At 69.6% G+C, this 14848-nt stretch carries 18 protein-coding genes; 8 read left to right on the top strand and 10 right to left on the bottom strand.

Annotation, left to right across the window (positions count from 1 at the left end):
- Nucleotides 1-23: 23 nt before the first annotated feature.
- Nucleotides 24-392: a PRC-barrel domain-containing protein gene (locus ACWGE1_RS18925; protein WP_453421634.1), complete on the bottom strand. Its 369-nt coding sequence runs from the start codon at nt 390-392 to the stop codon at nt 24-26.
- Between the two features lie 319 nt (nt 393-711).
- Here ACWGE1_RS18925 and ACWGE1_RS18920 point away from each other — a divergent pair, with 319 nt between their 5' ends.
- Nucleotides 712-1965 carry an NAD(P)/FAD-dependent oxidoreductase gene (locus ACWGE1_RS18920; protein WP_453421633.1) on the top strand — a complete coding sequence of 418 codons (1254 nt, stop codon included), beginning with the start codon at nt 712-714 and terminating at the stop codon, nt 1963-1965.
- 56 nt (nt 1966-2021) lie between these two features.
- Here ACWGE1_RS18920 and ACWGE1_RS18915 read toward each other — a convergent pair whose 3' ends face one another.
- Nucleotides 2022-2633, bottom strand: a complete 612-nt coding sequence (locus ACWGE1_RS18915) for a TetR/AcrR family transcriptional regulator (RefSeq protein ID WP_453421632.1) — start codon at nt 2631-2633, stop codon at nt 2022-2024.
- Between the two features lie 83 nt (nt 2634-2716).
- Between ACWGE1_RS18915 and ACWGE1_RS18910 the strand changes: the two genes are divergently transcribed.
- The gene (locus ACWGE1_RS18910; RefSeq protein ID WP_453421631.1) at nt 2717-3124 is read left to right on the top strand and encodes a DUF4345 domain-containing protein; all 408 of its coding nucleotides are present in this window, start codon (nt 2717-2719) and stop codon (nt 3122-3124) included.
- Between the two features lie 211 nt (nt 3125-3335).
- Here the strand turns inward: ACWGE1_RS18910 and ACWGE1_RS18905 are convergent, their stop codons facing one another.
- Nucleotides 3336-4340: a WD40 repeat domain-containing protein gene (locus ACWGE1_RS18905; protein WP_453421630.1), complete on the bottom strand. Its 1005-nt coding sequence runs from the start codon at nt 4338-4340 to the stop codon at nt 3336-3338.
- A 380-nt stretch (nt 4341-4720) separates the two neighbouring features.
- Here ACWGE1_RS18905 and ACWGE1_RS18900 point away from each other — a divergent pair, with 380 nt between their 5' ends.
- Nucleotides 4721-5308, top strand: coding sequence for a hypothetical protein (locus ACWGE1_RS18900; protein ID WP_453421629.1), 588 nt, complete (start codon nt 4721-4723; stop codon nt 5306-5308).
- Nucleotides 5309-5398: 90 nt separating this feature from the next.
- On the opposite strand, the gene ACWGE1_RS18895 is transcribed toward ACWGE1_RS18900, so the two are convergent.
- Together ACWGE1_RS18895 and ACWGE1_RS18890 are read right to left on the bottom strand one after the other, a co-directional pair.
- Nucleotides 5399-5902 carry a hypothetical protein gene (locus ACWGE1_RS18895; RefSeq protein ID WP_453421628.1) on the bottom strand — a complete coding sequence of 168 codons (504 nt, stop codon included), beginning with the start codon at nt 5900-5902 and terminating at the stop codon, nt 5399-5401.
- 144 nt (nt 5903-6046) lie between these two features.
- Nucleotides 6047-6862 (bottom strand): S1 family peptidase, encoded by an 816-nt coding sequence (locus tag ACWGE1_RS18890; protein ID WP_453421627.1) that lies wholly within the window; start codon nt 6860-6862, stop codon nt 6047-6049.
- Between the two features lie 268 nt (nt 6863-7130).
- Between ACWGE1_RS18890 and ACWGE1_RS18885 the strand changes: the two genes are divergently transcribed.
- Together ACWGE1_RS18885 and ACWGE1_RS18880 are read left to right on the top strand one after the other, a co-directional pair.
- Complete coding sequence (locus ACWGE1_RS18885; RefSeq protein ID WP_453421626.1) at nt 7131-8006, top strand: arylamine N-acetyltransferase family protein; 876 nt, start codon at nt 7131-7133, stop codon at nt 8004-8006.
- A 143-nt stretch (nt 8007-8149) separates the two neighbouring features.
- On the top strand, nt 8150-8458 hold the full coding sequence (locus ACWGE1_RS18880) for a hypothetical protein (RefSeq protein WP_453421625.1): 309 nt from the start codon (nt 8150-8152) through the stop codon (nt 8456-8458).
- Here ACWGE1_RS18880 and ACWGE1_RS18875 read toward each other — a convergent pair.
- Both ACWGE1_RS18875 and ACWGE1_RS18870 read right to left on the bottom strand, forming a co-directional pair.
- Nucleotides 8433-9632 (bottom strand): serine hydrolase domain-containing protein, encoded by a 1200-nt coding sequence (locus ACWGE1_RS18875; RefSeq protein ID WP_453421624.1) that lies wholly within the window; start codon nt 9630-9632, stop codon nt 8433-8435. The genes ACWGE1_RS18880 and ACWGE1_RS18875 overlap by 26 nt on opposite strands.
- A 233-nt stretch (nt 9633-9865) precedes the next feature.
- The gene (locus ACWGE1_RS18870; protein ID WP_453421623.1) at nt 9866-10339 is read right to left on the bottom strand and encodes an HIT family protein; all 474 of its coding nucleotides are present in this window, start codon (nt 10337-10339) and stop codon (nt 9866-9868) included.
- Nucleotides 10340-10389: 50 nt separating this feature from the next.
- Here ACWGE1_RS18870 and ACWGE1_RS18865 point away from each other — a divergent pair, with 50 nt between their 5' ends.
- Nucleotides 10390-10698, top strand: a complete 309-nt coding sequence (locus ACWGE1_RS18865; protein WP_453421622.1) for a DUF7677 family protein — start codon at nt 10390-10392, stop codon at nt 10696-10698.
- Between the two features lie 161 nt (nt 10699-10859).
- Nucleotides 10860-11033: a hypothetical protein gene (locus tag ACWGE1_RS18860; RefSeq protein WP_453421621.1), complete on the top strand. Its 174-nt coding sequence runs from the start codon at nt 10860-10862 to the stop codon at nt 11031-11033.
- Nucleotides 11034-11096: 63 nt separating this feature from the next.
- Here the strand turns inward: ACWGE1_RS18860 and ACWGE1_RS18855 are convergent, their stop codons facing one another.
- Nucleotides 11097-11258 (bottom strand): hypothetical protein, encoded by a 162-nt coding sequence (locus tag ACWGE1_RS18855; protein WP_453421620.1) that lies wholly within the window; start codon nt 11256-11258, stop codon nt 11097-11099.
- A gap of 946 nt (nt 11259-12204) precedes the next feature.
- On the opposite strand from ACWGE1_RS18855, the gene ACWGE1_RS18850 reads away from it, so the two are divergent.
- The gene (locus ACWGE1_RS18850) at nt 12205-12969 is read left to right on the top strand and encodes an alpha/beta fold hydrolase (RefSeq protein WP_453421619.1); all 765 of its coding nucleotides are present in this window, start codon (nt 12205-12207) and stop codon (nt 12967-12969) included.
- Nucleotides 12970-13185: 216 nt separating this feature from the next.
- On the opposite strand, the gene ACWGE1_RS18845 is transcribed toward ACWGE1_RS18850, so the two are convergent.
- Nucleotides 13186-13692, bottom strand: a complete 507-nt coding sequence (locus ACWGE1_RS18845; RefSeq protein ID WP_453421618.1) for a hypothetical protein — start codon at nt 13690-13692, stop codon at nt 13186-13188.
- 154 nt (nt 13693-13846) lie between these two features.
- The gene (locus tag ACWGE1_RS18840; RefSeq protein WP_453421617.1) at nt 13847-14518 is read right to left on the bottom strand and encodes a hypothetical protein; all 672 of its coding nucleotides are present in this window, start codon (nt 14516-14518) and stop codon (nt 13847-13849) included.
- Nucleotides 14519-14848 lie beyond the last annotated feature (330 nt).

Below are 14848 nucleotides of genomic sequence, written 5' to 3'. Positions count from 1 at the left end.
CCCCACCCCTGTGTCCTCCCCGGTCAGGCGATCGGACCGCCGAACGGCCCGCCGACGCCGTAATAGGTGCCCAGCTGCTCGCGATAGCCCGCGTCGCCGAGGTGCTTCTCCCGGTGGAACTCCGGGGAGTCCTTGATCTGCTCCTTGGTGCGGTCCACGTAGATCGTCCGCTGGTCCGCGTCGATCGAGATCACGGTGCCCGCAGGCAGGAGTATCTCCTTGCCGAAGATCCACACGCCGGTGTCCACGACCAGGTAGGCGTCATCGACCTCGCCGGAGTGCTTGTCGACCTTCCCGATGCTGCCGTCGACCGCCTCGACCTTGTAGCCGGTGAGGTCGGCACCGGCGAGGTGGCCCGACGTCGACTTGTAACTCCACACATGCTCAGTCACGCGAAAACAACTCCTCCGACAAACGAAAGGACGGTGAGGCAGTTCCTCCGCCCTTCTCGACAACCTCGGAAGCGCGTGTGCCCCGGCCTTCCCGTTCCACACGTACGAATTCAGCTACCGCGATCAGCCCCCACGGCCCGGCGGGCGCTCCGTGACGGCGTACGCGTCCACCGATGCGGCCAGGGGTCTTCAGGCCGCCGCTGCCGGATCACGCCTCGTCCGGTCCGCAACTCTTGACAGCTGCTCATGTACCTGACACGAGTGGGCACTGCACCACTCCCCCGAACGGCAGCACGATCCGAAAGGAGCGATTCAGCTCATGCCCAGGCCTGAGAGCTCGGGATACGACTACGACGTCGTCATCGGCGGGGCCAGCCTCGCCGGCAGCGCCGCGGCGATCCTGCTCGCTCGACGCGGTGTCCGCGTCGCGCTGCTGGAACGCCGCTCGGACCCCGGGGCGTACAAGGTCCTCTGCACCCACTCCCTCACGGCCAACGCCTACCCGGTCCTGGACGAACTCGGCCTCGTCCCCGCTCTGGAGAAGGCCGGGGCCGTCCGCAACCTCGCCCGCTGGCACACCCGCTGGGGATGGATCGAGCCGAGGTCGGCGCCCGCCGGCCCCGAGCTGCCGTACGGGTACAACATCCGCCGCAGCACCCTCGACCCGCTGATCAGGTCCCGTGCGGAGCAGACGCCCGGCGTGGATCTGCTGCTCGGTCACCAGGTGAACGGGCTGCTCCGGGAGGCCGGCCGCACCGTGGGGGTGCGCGCCTCGACACCGCAGGGCGAGCGGGAGATCCGGGCCCGCCTGGTGGTCGGCGCCGACGGCAAGGACTCGGCCGTGGCGAAGTACGCCGGGATACCCGCTCAGCAGTACGAGAACGGGCGGTTCGGCTATTTCGCGCACTTCCGCAACCTGCCGCTGCACGACGGGGTCAGTCACACCTGGTTCCTCGAGCCGGACATGGCGTACGCCTTCCCGAACGACGACGGGGTGACGGTCGTCGCGGTGCTCCCGGACAAGAAGCGGCTGCCCGCTTTCCGGGAAGACCTGGAGGGCAGCTTCTTCGACTTCGTCCGCGCCCTGCCCGAGGCCCCGCCCATCGACTCCGCCGAACCCGTCACGAAGATCACGGGCACGGTCAACTACCCTCTTCACAGCCGCAGGCCGAGCGCACCGGGCCTCGCGCTCATCGGGGACGCCGCCCTGACCGGCGACCCCTTGTGGGGAGTGGGATGCGGGTGGGCCCTGCAGTCGGCGCAATGGCTGGCGGAGGCGGTCGGCCCGGCCGCAACCGGTCGGGGCGACCTCGACAGGTCGCTCGTGGACTACGCACGCGGACACCGGCGCCGGCTCCAAGGTCACCAGTACCTGGCCGCCGACTTCGCCAAGTCCCGTCCGTTCAATCCCATGGAGCGGCTGATGTTCTCGGCGGCAGCGCGCGACGCATCGGTGGCGCGGCACATGCACCAGTTCGGATCCCGGCTGATCGGTCCGTTCCGCTTCTTGAACCCTGCAGCGCTGGCCAAGGCTTCGGCCGTCAACATCAGGCACCGCGCCGACTCGAACTGAGCGGTCGCGTTGACGCCGTCCACCCGATGCACTGTCCCGTCGGTCAGCAGCTCGCGTCAGCACCCCGGCGCAAGCTGAGCCGTGTCCGCGCGGAGGAACGGACCGAGGGCACCGAGCAGGGCGCCGACGCAGGTGTCGCGCAGCTCCGTCCGTGTACACGTTTCCACGGTGAGCCAGTCCAGGCAGAGCACCCGGACGAACACCAGCCAGCTCCTCAGGATCGCTGCCACGGCTGCCCGGACGGAGTCGTCCGTGAGCGGGAGGACCTCAAGGAGCCGGGCCCGCAGGACGTCCAGCTCACCGTCGATGATCGTCTGGACCACCGGGTCGCCGGCGAGCACGCGGTTCGCCGCAAGAACGGTGTGGCGGTGGGCGATGAAGTAGTCCAGGTGTACGTCGAGACCGTCATTGACCTGGCCGAGCAGGTCACCGGGCCGGTCGAGCGGAACCTGTTCGAGCAGCCGGTCGGACGCCTGCCGGTAGACGGCCGCGAAGAGCTCCTGCTTGCCTGCGAAGTGGCGGTACAGCAGGGCGCGGGAGACTCCGGCCTGCTCGGCGACGTCTTCCATCAGCACCTCGTCGTACGGATGCCGGGCAAAGAGCTCCGCGCCGACGGCGAGGAGCTGGGCGCGGCGTTCGTCGGGGCTGAGTCGTCGGCGGGGAGGCACGAGCCCACCTTACTTGACACACGTCTACTAGTGCGCGCTACTAGTAGACACACGTCTACTTATCTGGGGTGGGAGGTCGTAACGTGGCCAGGACTCTCAAATGGCTCGTACTGGTGATGGGTTTCGCGTGTGTGGCGATCGGGCTTGCGCACGTGGTCCTCGGGAACGCGGCGATACCCGGCGCGGGCGACGCCGGCGTCACGGTCGACAGCCTCGGCCGGTTCCTGGGCGCGACGTTCGCGGGCTACGGACTGGCCTGGATCTGGGCGGCCCGCCAATCCCCGATCCCGGCGAGCGTGGTCCGGTGGCTGGCCGCCGTGTTCCTGTTGGGCGCGGCCGGGCGGCTGCTCTCGCTCGCGGTGCACGGGTGGCCCGACGGCTTCCAAGTGGCTCTGACGGTGGTCGAACTGGTCATGCCGCCGCTGTACTTCTGGCTCGCGGACGCCGACGAGAAGGCACACCGGGCAGCCGGGACCGCGGTCCCGGCCTGAGAAGGGCCTGCGGCGGAGCCGAGGGGCAACGGGCCGGTGCGGCGGCAGCTGGAGCCCGCGGCCGCCGACCGGCTCGACGCCGTCCTCGGGGTGACGTCCTCTTCTCGATGCTCCGCGACGGAGTCCCAACCGGCTTTCCGATGCCGCACGTTCGACGTTCAACCCTCGGCGGCCGACAACCCCTGCCGCGCGATGGCAACAACCCCGCGGGTCAGCACGGCCGGCGGCTCATCTCCAGGACGGCAACCTCCCAGCGGAAGCACACCACCAGCCGACCGTCGGGGTGCCAGGCCAGCGCGGCGACCGGCTGGGGGAACACCGGAGGGGCGCCGAGCGGTTCGCCGGAGCGCAGGTCCCAGACGCGCACCGTGCGGTCGTCGGGGAGGGCAGCGATGACGACGGGGCTGTTCCCCACCACTGCCGTGGTCATCGCCCTCACCCATCCGGAGCCGGGCAGCGGGACTTCGCGGCTGCTGACCGGGCGGCCGCGCTGCTCGCCGGTGCGCAGGTCCCGGATGCTCACGGCGCATTCCTCGTTGCCCACCAGGACGACCGGTGTGCCGTCCAGCACCGTCGCCATGACCCAGCCCGCATCGTCCAGCCAGTCGCCCCGGATCAGGCAGGGGAGGGGGCGGCCGAGCAGCTCCTGGCCGCGCAGGTCCCAGATTCGTAAGGTGCAGTCGTCACCGCCGGTCAGGGCAATGGGCCGGCCGTCCAGCACGGCCGTGGCCACGGCCGTTACCGGAGCTCGGTGACCGGCCAGCGGGTGGCCCACCGGCGCCCCGCCCGGCAGGTCCCAGATCCGCGCCGTCTCGTCGCGACTGCCGGTGACGGCCACCGGCCTGCCGTCGAGCTCGGTCGTGGTCACCGCCTCCACCGCGCCGGCGTGACCGGTGAGGGGTGGACCGATCGGGGCGATGGTCTGGAGATCCCAGAGCCGTACGGTGCCGTCCGCGTGTCCGGTGACGGCGACCGGCCGGCCGTCGACCGCCGCCGTGGCCACGGCCGCCACCGGACTGGTGTGACCGGTCAGGAAGCCCATGAACCGAGGGCTGAGCTGGGATCCGGTGGCCCAGCCGACGGACCACGGGAAGGGGCGGGACCGCACGTCGGTGGGCCGGGACAGATCCGCGGCCAGTTGCCGGGCACCCCAGCGGACCGCGTCCAGGCCCAGCAGCCACGCCGTACCTCCGGTCCGGCTTCGGTGTGCCAGCACAGGGAGGTGCGATAGACCGCCGAGGCCAGGCGGGCAGGTGCACCGCGGGCCCGCGTCAGGAGCGGCTGCAGCAGCTGTGGGTCGGCATGGACCAAGAACTCCGCCTCGGTCAGCAGCTCGTCGAGCGTCCCGTTCTCGGCGGCCTCACGGGCGATCCCGGCCACCCGGGCGGGCTCCATCCGCGACCACGGTGGTGGCGAAGCCTGCGTGTTCACCAGACGCCTCCCAGCGTGAACCCCCGGGCAGTGCCCGCTCACCGGCGGTCACGGCCTCGGACCTCGTCTTCAGTATGTGACGTCCGGCCGGTACGTGTTGCACGACCGCGGTCGGCATCCCACCCCGGGCCCGAGCCGTTCCCGCCCGGTTGGCATCCTTGTGCCGTGTCCACCCGTACCCGCCTCCTGGCCGTAACCCTCCTCGTCGTGCTCGCGGCCTGCTGGGGTACCTACCAGTGGCTCGCGTCCGAATTCCGACAAGCGAAGGACCGGCGAGACCTCCACGCCCTCACCAGCTCTCTGCCCTTGGCCACCGAAGCCCTCCTGGTCCCGGACGCCGTCCGGAACGAGACGGATGCGACGGCCCGGGCGAACTCGGGCAGCTTCAAGGTGGTTTTCCGGCAGGGACCTCAGGTCGGCGGCCACGGTCCGATGATCGAGTACGCCATGCATCGGAAGGAGAAGGACGGCTCGGAACCGGTGGACATCGTGAGCTGCGGCGCCACGAAGATCGTGACCTGTACGGATCTCGGTCCCGGTCTGCGTCAAGTGGTCACGCACGACACCGACAACAGCGACCCGGCTCTCGCCCTGTACCAGGAGGCGGGAAATCTCCTGATCACCGTACGGGGCTACGACGGTCCTGTGGACGTGAGCCTTCTCCGCGACGTCCTCACCCACACGCACCGCCCGACGGGGGACGAACTTCTGCGTCTCTTGCGCCCTCCCGGCTACGAGGCCGATCGGACGTGACCCGAGGGCGACGCCACGCCGGAGTGCCGCGCTGCGGCTTTGAGGCCGTACCCCTACCGGGGCCTCTGCCGGGCTTCCGAGGCGCAGCCCCTACTGCCAGAGGTCGGCTCCGTCGCGCCCGCTCGGATCCATCGTCAGGAGGTCTTCGTGCAGACCCGCGAGGGCTCGTCCGGTCGGAGTGCCGTCTTCGCCCGCCTCCATGACGATCCATCCGACATCGACACCCGATACGTTCACGTCGCCGCCGGCGTCGAGTTCGTCGACCGTTGCGAAAACAGCCTCGTACGCGACAGCGCGAGCCAGGCGAGCGAGATCGGCCCGGTCCGCCCCCGCAGCGAGGAGCCGCTGCGCAGCGGGGAGTTGATCGAATGCACCGGGATCCTCCCAGCCGTCGATGGCGCCGCGCCACAGGCTTCGCAGCAGCAGGAACCGCGCCAGGTGCGGTTGGTTTTCACAGATCTCCGACTTGGCCCGGTCGGCGGCGTCCGCCGCCCCCAGTGCGACGAACCGGGCGCGCAGCGACTCGCCGGTCGCTCTTCGGGGCGCGTCCAGGCTGTCCAGCCAAGCCTGCCATGCGGATTCGGAATCACTCACCTGCACAGCATGCCGTACGGCCGCCGCGGGAGAGGCCGCGCGGGAGGCAGTGCGTCGGTGCGGCAGTGTGCCCGGCGCGCGCCGCGGCCTCCGGCGGAGCCGCCGCGTGAGGCGTGGGCCTCGAGCCGTCGGCTCCGCCGGCGATCAGGCGTCGCGCTCGATGGTCTGCCGGATCCAATCCGCGTAGGCGGGAACGTTGCTGTAGAGCCCCGGCCCGTCCGAGCACGCGAGGTCCGGAGCGCCGGGCCCCGAGGTGACGCCGACGAGCTCCCAGCGCCCGTACCTGCCCCTCTGCAGCTGCGGCCCGCCGGAGTCCCCGAAGCAGGCCATGGCCTCGGGCACGCGGCTGATGGTGCACAGCCGGCTCGGGTCGGCGTATCCGGGGGCGCACTCGGCCCGGTTGCCCCTGCGGGTTTCGAGCTCCTGCAGCCGGCCCGCGAACTTCATCTCCGTGTCGGAGGTGGTGCCGAAGCCGAGGATCCGGGTCGGCGTGCCCGGCCGTCCGGCCCGCTTCGCGAGCGGGATCGGCTTCTCGGTGACCGGGCGGTCGAGGCGGACCAGGGCGACGTCGTCCTTGTTGGCGCCTCCCTGGTAGCCGTTCACATAGCCGGGATGAACGACGATCCGGTCGATGGCCCGGACCGTTCCCCCGGACTTCCGGTGATCGCTGCCGACGCGGACGGTGCCGTCGAGCACGAGCTTTTCTCCCTGCACGCAGTGGGCGGCCGTCAGCACCCACTGCGGATCGATCAACGACGCCCCGCAGGTTCCGTCGAGCAGTCCGAGTTCCGGGGCCGACTCCGGGATCGTCGCCATGAACGGGTACCGCTCGGTGGCGTCCTCCCCGTTGACGATCGCTCCGGCGCTGCCGGTCATCAGGGTGCCGCACACCGTGGCGGCGAGTGCAGCGACGGCAGCGGCGCGCGCCGCGCGGCCGCGCACCGATTTCTCAGGGGACACAGGGCATTCCAATCGTGGGGAATCCGGACGCGTCCAGCCTGCTCGTTCAAGATCCACCGGACCACCGAGGCAGCAGGCCCGTGCGCAGACCGGGTAGCGGTACCGGGGCGGTAGGGGTAGCCCCCTGCCCGGATCCTTGCTCCCCCGCCCCCGCGCTCGCACCGGTGCTGCTGCCGGTGCTGGTGCCGGTCCTACGTCAAACGGAGCAGGCGGATGTCCGCCGCACAGCCGAGGCCGGGGTTCCGTGCCGTTGGCTAGCGTCGCAACCATGCAGAAAGCCGATGTGCGCAGCTACCTCCAGCTCCTGGGGATCCCGGACCCGGGCAGCGTCCCCTCGGTCGCCGGCCTGCGTGCGCTCCATGCGGCGCACGTGGAACGAGTACCTTTCGAGACATTGGAGATCCACCTGGGGCGGCCGACCACCGTGGATCCGCAGGAGTCCGTCGCCCGGATCCTGCGCGGGCGCGGCGGGTACTGCTTCCATCTCAACGGCGCCTTCGCCACCCTTCTGCAGACACTCGGATACTGCGTTTCCTGGCACCGTGGCGGGGTCCACAGCAGGCCGGAGGCGCCGCCGCCGGGAGTAACCGGAGACCATCTCACTCTCGTCGTGGCCTGCGAAGACCGGTCATGGCTCATCGATGTCGGTCTCGGTGATGCACTGCACGAACCACTCCCCCTGTGCGCGGCGACGTACCGGCAAGGCCCCTTCACCTACCGGATGACGCGCTCGGGCGTCGAACCGGGCGGCTGGCGGTTCGATCACGATCCGCGCGGCACGTTCGTCGGCATGGACTTCTCCTTGGCCCCCGCAGGCCCCGGCGACTTCACGGCGTGGCACCGGCAGCTGTCGACGTCGCCGGAGTCGGGCTTCGTCCGCACTGTCTCTGTCATGCGCAGGGATCCCCACGGGGTGGATGCGATCGAGGGCTGCATCCTGAGCAGGACCGACGCCGCCGGACGAACCGAGCGGGAACTGGACACCGCCGGCGACTGGTTCGGCGCACTGGGCGACGTGTTCGGCCTCACCCTCGACGACACCACGACAGCCGAACGCACCGCCCTGTGGACCGACGTGCATGCCAGACATCAGGCCCGGAAAGCCCGTCGCAAGAACCCCGGGGCTGAACGGTCGTCGCACTGACCCGCCCCGGCAGCCCGGACACGCCGGGGCGGGGCCGCCGGGCGGCATCCGGCCGTCCGATCTGGTGAGCTTGAGGGGGTTCGAAACGCGACACCTGGGCATCCGCAACGAGGCTCAGCCTTGCCAGCCGACAGGAGGCAGCAGTGACCACCTACGTCATCACCGTGCCCGGCACGTTCCTGAGGGACGTCGACGATGCAGCACGCTCCGGGCTGGCGAGAAGGCTGGCTTCGCACCACACCGACCTGAGCGAGACGGAAGACGTGGAACTGCTGACGGTCCACGAGGGCGGTACCTTTTCCGTCCGGCTCGAAGTCGAGGCCCCGGACCGGGCGACGGCCGAGGCCGACGCCGTCCGCCTGGTGGCCGCCGCTCTGGAGGAGCTCGGGTTCTCGGAGAAGGACGCGCCCCTCGGGCCTCCAGCGGTCACGGGTGTTGAGGGCGAGTACTGAGAGCGTTGCGGCTTCCGCCGCACAGCGCGTTGTCGATCAGGGTGGCGGCCGCGTTCTCCTGGGCCAGTATGTGCTCGAAGGTGTCGCCGCGCGCCTCGGACATGGAGACGACGGCGCTGCGGCGGCCGTCGTCGGTGACACCGTTGAGGGTGATGTAGCCGCCGTCCCCGCCCTCGTGACTCCAGTACGTTCCTCCGCAGGTCAGGGGGCGTTCGACCAGGCCGAGCCCGTAACGGCCACCGGGCCACATCTGCTGGACCTCCGCGCTCACGGGGACGGTCCGCTTCATCTCGGCCAGCTGCCGCGGCGGCAGCAGACGGCCCGCGAGCAGCGCGCGGAGGAAACGGTTCTCGTCCCGCGTGGTCGTCACGAACGAGGTCTCGCGGTCCACCGCGATCTGATCGGTCACGTCCACCCGGGAGCCGGGACCGAAGAGCTGGTAGGCACGGGCGTGCGGCCGGGGCAGGGTGGAGGAGGTCCCGGTCCACCGGGTCTGGTCGAGCCCGAGCGGGCGCAGGACCCGGTCCTCGATCTCCCGGTGCGCCGGGTGGCCGGTGGCCCGCTGGATGATCATGCCGAGCAGGATGTAGCCGGGGTTGGAGTACGCCCAGCCCTCGCCGGGCAGGAAGTCCGGCGCATGGGCCATGGCGCGGGCCACCAACTGCTCGGGGCCGTGGACGTCGTGGCGCTGTTCGTAGTACTCCGCCGCCGTGGTGTATCCGGGCAGGGTGTTGTGGATGCCGCTGGTGTGCTGGAGCAGCTGACGGACGGTGATCCTGCGGCCGTCGTTGCCGTGGCACCGCACCACTCCGGGCAGCCAGTGCTCGACGGTGTCGTCCAGGGACAGTGCGGCCTCGGCCTCCAGCTGGAGGACCACGGTGGCGACCAGCGTCTTGGCCGTGCTGGCCATGCGGAAGTAGCCGTCGGGCGAGACCGGGCGGCCGGTGCGCAGGTCGGCCGTGCCGCTGGTGGCGACCGACTGCCGACCGTCAGGTGTGACCGCGCGGGCCTGCACGCCGCTGACACCGAGGGCGTGGATCGCCTCGGTGTCCCGGCGTAACTGGTCTGCGACGGGGGAACGCGCGGGCCGGGCCGCGGCGGTGGCTGTCTCGGTACCGAGCAGCATGGTGGCGGCCAGGACCACGGCGAGGAGCGTGCGCGGAGTCGAAGTCATGGCGAAACGCTAGGTTCGCCGCCGGGACCGGGAGAATCCGGCGCACCCCAGGTGTGGGGAGGGGGGTATCCCCAGCACGGGCTCGACCAGGGCCGGGGACCGCCCTCGAAGGCCGGTGGACGTCGGGCTCGCACGCATCTCATCACGGGGCTCGCCGACCGGCCCGGACAGACCCGGGGCGGGCTGGTCCGTCCGTCCGTCAGGTCAGGTCAGGTCCGGTCCGGTCCGCCGACTCAGGACGGCAAGCGATCCAGTTCGCCGCATATCGCCTCGCGCAGAGGATCGTGCCGGGGACCGAGCTTGAACTGCTCGTCGCTCCAGCGCTCGCGCGGATAGAGCCACACCGGCATCCGCACCAGATCGGCCGGCTCCCACTCGTACCGCGGCCACACGTGCGCGTGCAAGAACCCGTCGGTGTTGCCGAGGATCTCCAGATTCACCCGCCGGAATTCCGGATCCAGCCGACGGCAGGCCCGCTCGACCGCCTCGCCCAGCTTGTCCATGTCGGACAAGAAACGCAGCCGCTTGGCCCTCGGCAGATCCGACAGCCGCTGCACATCCGGTTCGTCCACCAAGAGGACCGAGTAGCCCGGCAGGAACTGCACGTCCCCGACCACCGCGAACCCCGCGTCCAAGCGCCGCAGCACAGCAGGATTCTCGCCCCGGAGCGCACTCCCGATCCGGTCCGTCCGCCAGTCATCAGTCATGCCGAAAAGCTACACGGCGACCACACCGGACTCTCGTGGAAGATGATCCCGTGACACACCTTCCGAAGGACGTGCGGGCCTCTCTCCGATTCTTCGCGTTCTACCTGGGCAACGGCACATTGGATGTCGACCTGCTGGACGGGATCGACTACCGTGCCCACCTCCTCGAATTCGGCTCGGATCTCGAGATGGTTTTCGCGGTCTTCACCAACGTCCTCGAAGTCGATGACGACGGGCAGACGCTCAATGACGGCGATGCTCAGTACCGCGCCGCTCAGTGGATCCGTGAGCGCTGTGATCCGGGGTACGAGGTGGAGCCCCCGTTCGAACCGTGGGAGACCGAACTTCACGGCCCCTGACCAAGCAGCGGAGAGCGCACCGCGATGCCCCGGACGAACGACCGGCGACCCCAAATTCCTTGACCGGCTCGCCAACTCGCCTGCAGACTCGACGCACTTGCTGATCTTCGCCAGGGGGTTCGAACGGCATGGTCACCGTCTACGCGTGTTTCCTTCTGCCCGTGGTCACACTGGTCGCATTACTCCTCTGGCGTGACAAGGCCACCCGGACGAGGAACCTCGAGGGGCTCCGTATAGAGGAGAACGCCCGACAGCAGGCCCGCCTGGACAAGTACTCCCCCGTATTCAGCCACTCCTACATCCCGCCCCGCTCCCCCGACGGCCGCCGCCGCTGAGGACGAGCCGAGAGACGGATGCCCTCTGGCTCGTACGGACGGCCGACGAGGCCGGAGAGCCGCCTACACACAGACCGGCGGGTCCGGGTAGGAGCACCCGGCACAGGTGTCGCCCTCGTACGTGATGCCGTCTTCCATGGGCTGCTCGCAGGTGGCGCAGTTGACGGCGAAGTACGGGTCGACGCGGAGGAAGGCCGCGTTCTTCAGCTCGAAGACCGCCCTCACCGACTCCTGTCCGTGTTTCCGGATCCCGTGCTGCAGGAAGTCGAACGCACCGAACTCGTGGCCCTGCTTGCACGCGAAGCGGCCGAGCCGGAACGGACCGATGTCCGCGCCCCCCAGTGGTGGGCGTGCACTCTGCCGTCGGGACTCAGCAGCCGGCAGAAGGGTCGGATCGGCGCGGATGACGCCGTTCCGGGTCTCGTAGGCGAGCCAATGACACCAAGCGGCACGGTCCGGACCGCCGCCGGAGTGGAACGGATCCGCGTCGGCGTCCGTCTAGCTGGCCGGCGCCATCGCCACAGTCGGACAGGCGGGCTCACGGCCCGGCTGCTCCATCCGCACCGTGAGGAGACCTACCGTGCCGTTATCGAGTCACCGCTCCCGTGCGGCTGCACTTGGCTTCCTGGTTGCCGCATTGTTCGCTTTCACCGCCGTGTCCTTCTTCCAGGGCAAGACGCCGGAGCTCCTTCCGGAAAGCAGCTGGGGAGGCTGGAGGAACGAACAGATGGCAGGCTGGTCGACGCACGTCAGGGTCAACCGCTGGTCGCACGCCGCCCAAGCCCGGGTCCACTGAGGCAAAGCCGAAGAGATCCATCTCCACACGGACGGCAAGACGGTCCGCGAGACCAGCGGAATGAGCCGCACCGTCTTCACTCTCACTCCCGACGGGAAGCTCACCGCAAAGCCGTCGTGAACCAGACCTTGGAACTGCACATCCGCCTGTCCCTCCGGGACGCTTCGCGAGCCCGTGCGTGGTCTACGAACGGCACCGGCTGTGGTCGGTCGGCTGACGGACCCTGCTGCCACGGCAGGGGACGTGTCCCGATAGGAGTCACTCAGCCTCTGCTGGACGTTGCAGGGAGGAGACCGGCAGGAGCCGCCGGACAGCAAATGGCGCCCGCCGACGGCGCCTTGGGTATTGCGATCACTCTCCGTTAAGGTCTGCCGCATGACTCTCGCTTACGATGAATCCGGAGACGGTCCCGCCCTGGTGCTGCTGCACTCCGGGGTGTGCGACCGCAGGATGTGGGACCCGCTGTGGCCGGCTTTGGTCGAAGCCGGATACCGGGTGGTGCGTTGCGACTTCAGGGGCTTCGGCCAGTCTCCCCTGACCGAGCAGCGCCACAACGATGCAGACGATGTCGTGGACCTGCTGGACGTGCTCGGTATCGACCGCGCGGCGCTGATCGCCTCGTCGTACGGCGGACGTGTTGCCCTGGAGATCGCCGCCCGCCGACCGAGCCGGGTGTCCGCCATGGCTCTGTTGTGCACCGATCTGCCGGAACACGAACCCAGCGCCGAGCTGAGGGCGTTCGCCGAGCAGGAGGACGCGCTGCTCGAAGCGGGCGATGTGGCGGGAGCCGTCGAATTGAACGTGGACACCTGGCTGGGGCCGGACGCCGACGAGACGGTTCGGGATCACGTACGCACCATGCAGCGGCGTGCTTTCGAGGTGCAGCTGGCGGCTCCCGAAGGGGCCGGCCGGGTCAAGTACGAGGTCGACCTGTCGGCGATCAAGGCACCTTGTCTGGCCCTGTCGGGTGATCAGGATGTGGTGGATTTCCGGCAGATCGCAGCCCAGCTGCCGACGCTGCTTTCCGACGCCCGCCACCTTGAACTGCCCTGGGCCGGCCATCTCCCCGGTCTGGAGCGGCCCACCGCGGTCACGGAGCTGCTCACCGACTTCCTGCGTGGGACGGTCCCCACCGACTGAGCGTGGCCATCGCGCCGCGGGACGCCGGCCGGCCCTCGAGCGGATCGACTCCCGCTGCGTGGGCCGGCCGGGACGGCACACGGCCCTCGTCGCCGCCGTGACCACCACGCACACCGCCATGCCCACCGCTCCGACCGGTCTCTCCCGGAGGATGTTCGCGCTGTACGTAATGGGGGCGCCGGGATCCACCGGACGCGGTCCGGACCGGACCGCCGGTCAGACGGACACCTCACCGGCCCAGGTCTCCGGCTGCACGATCACCGGATCGGCGACGGTGCGCGCGCCGCACGTGTAGAGCAGCCAGCGCAGGTCCTCCCAGGCGAAGGACGGCTCGCCCCAGGTGTCCGCCCAGAGCCGCAACCGGCCTTCCCCGGCGGGCGGCCGGGTCAGGTCCCACCAGGCCCAGCCGCGTACCTCCAGCTCCGGATCGAAGCGCGAGAGCCAGTTCTGCAGCTCCCAGGGTTCGCCACCGGTCCGCGCCCGGTAGCGGTCCCGCCCCTCGGTCGCGAAGGGTTCCGTGGTGGTTCCGCCTCGGCAGACGGGTTCCGAGGCCGCGATCCTCAACACCGCGCCCAGGACTCCGCGCAGCCTGTCGGCGTACTGCACCGGGTCGCCGTCCACTGCCAGATCGACCTCGACCAGGACCGGGGGTGCGGAATCCCTCTCCGGTCGGCGGGACACCCGGTTCGCCTCGATTTCGAGGTCTTCGATTTCGTGCAGCACCTCACGCTGCTTGACCTGCCGCCCCTGTGCAGCAACGGCAGGTACACCCCGGCGCTGGAGGAGAGGGCGGAGAGGGAGGCTGCCGAGGCTACGGCGGGGACGATGTGCCCGCGCCCCCGCCGTAGCTTCGGTGTGCCGTTTCGACTCTGGTCGCTCAGCTCACGCGTTCGATGCGCGCCCGCCGGATCAGGTTCTTGCCCGGCTCCCGCACCTTCTCGAAGGCCTCATTGTTCAGCAGGACACAACTACCCGACGCACCGTTCACCGTCACGGTCGTCGCCTGACCGTTGTCCAGATTCGTCACCTTCAACTTCGTCCCCACCGGGAACGTCCCACTCGTCGCCGCAGGCGCACCCGCCTCACCCGACAACGTCACCGTCGACCCCGGACACACCACCTCACCAGTGGCCTGCGGAACCTGCACACCAGCCGCGCCCGACGCACCAGCCGCACCCGCAGCACCCGCCGGTGCCTCTGCGCCACCCGACACCCGCTCGATACGCGCCCGCCGGATCAGGTTCTTACCCGGCTCCCGCACCTTCTCAAAAGCCGCATTGTTCAGCAGCACACAACTACCCGACGCACCACTCACCGTCACCGTCGTCGCCTGACCGTTGTCCAGATTCGTCACCTTCAACTTCGTCCCCACCGGGAACGTCCCACTCGTCGCCGCCGGTGCACCCGCCTCACCCGACAACGTCACCGTGGAGCCCTGGCATACGACGTCGGGGACTGCCGCATTACTGGTCGCCACTGTGACGACGACCCCTCCGGCCACCAGGGCTCCGGCCACGACAGAGAGCACGAGCTTCTTCTTGAGACTCATAGTCCGTTTTCTGGACACTGACACTCCTCGATCCGATGGACGTTGTCCCCCTCGTCCTGGATACGCCCGGCGTCACAGGCGAGTTCATTCCTTGTCGTCGCATTACAAATCCCGCCGCGAGGAGGTTTGAGGTGCTGCATGGGCGCATCACGGGAGGCTCGCAATTCATGGACCGCCGTCAAAGAAGCAGGTCACAGTCGGGACGCACGCGGGGCACGCGTGCGCTGCGCTCACACCGGCAGTCCTGATCGACGCGCCGGGCGCGGAGGCCAAAGACGGCCTTAAGGTTCAGTTGATCTGCTCTTAAGCAGCCCAGGACGACGGGCAGCA

The sequence above is a fragment of the Streptomyces sp. NPDC054932 genome (assembly GCF_053610205.1).
Note: the sequence above shows the minus strand (reverse complement) of the source record. Positions and strands in the feature narration are given on the sequence as shown.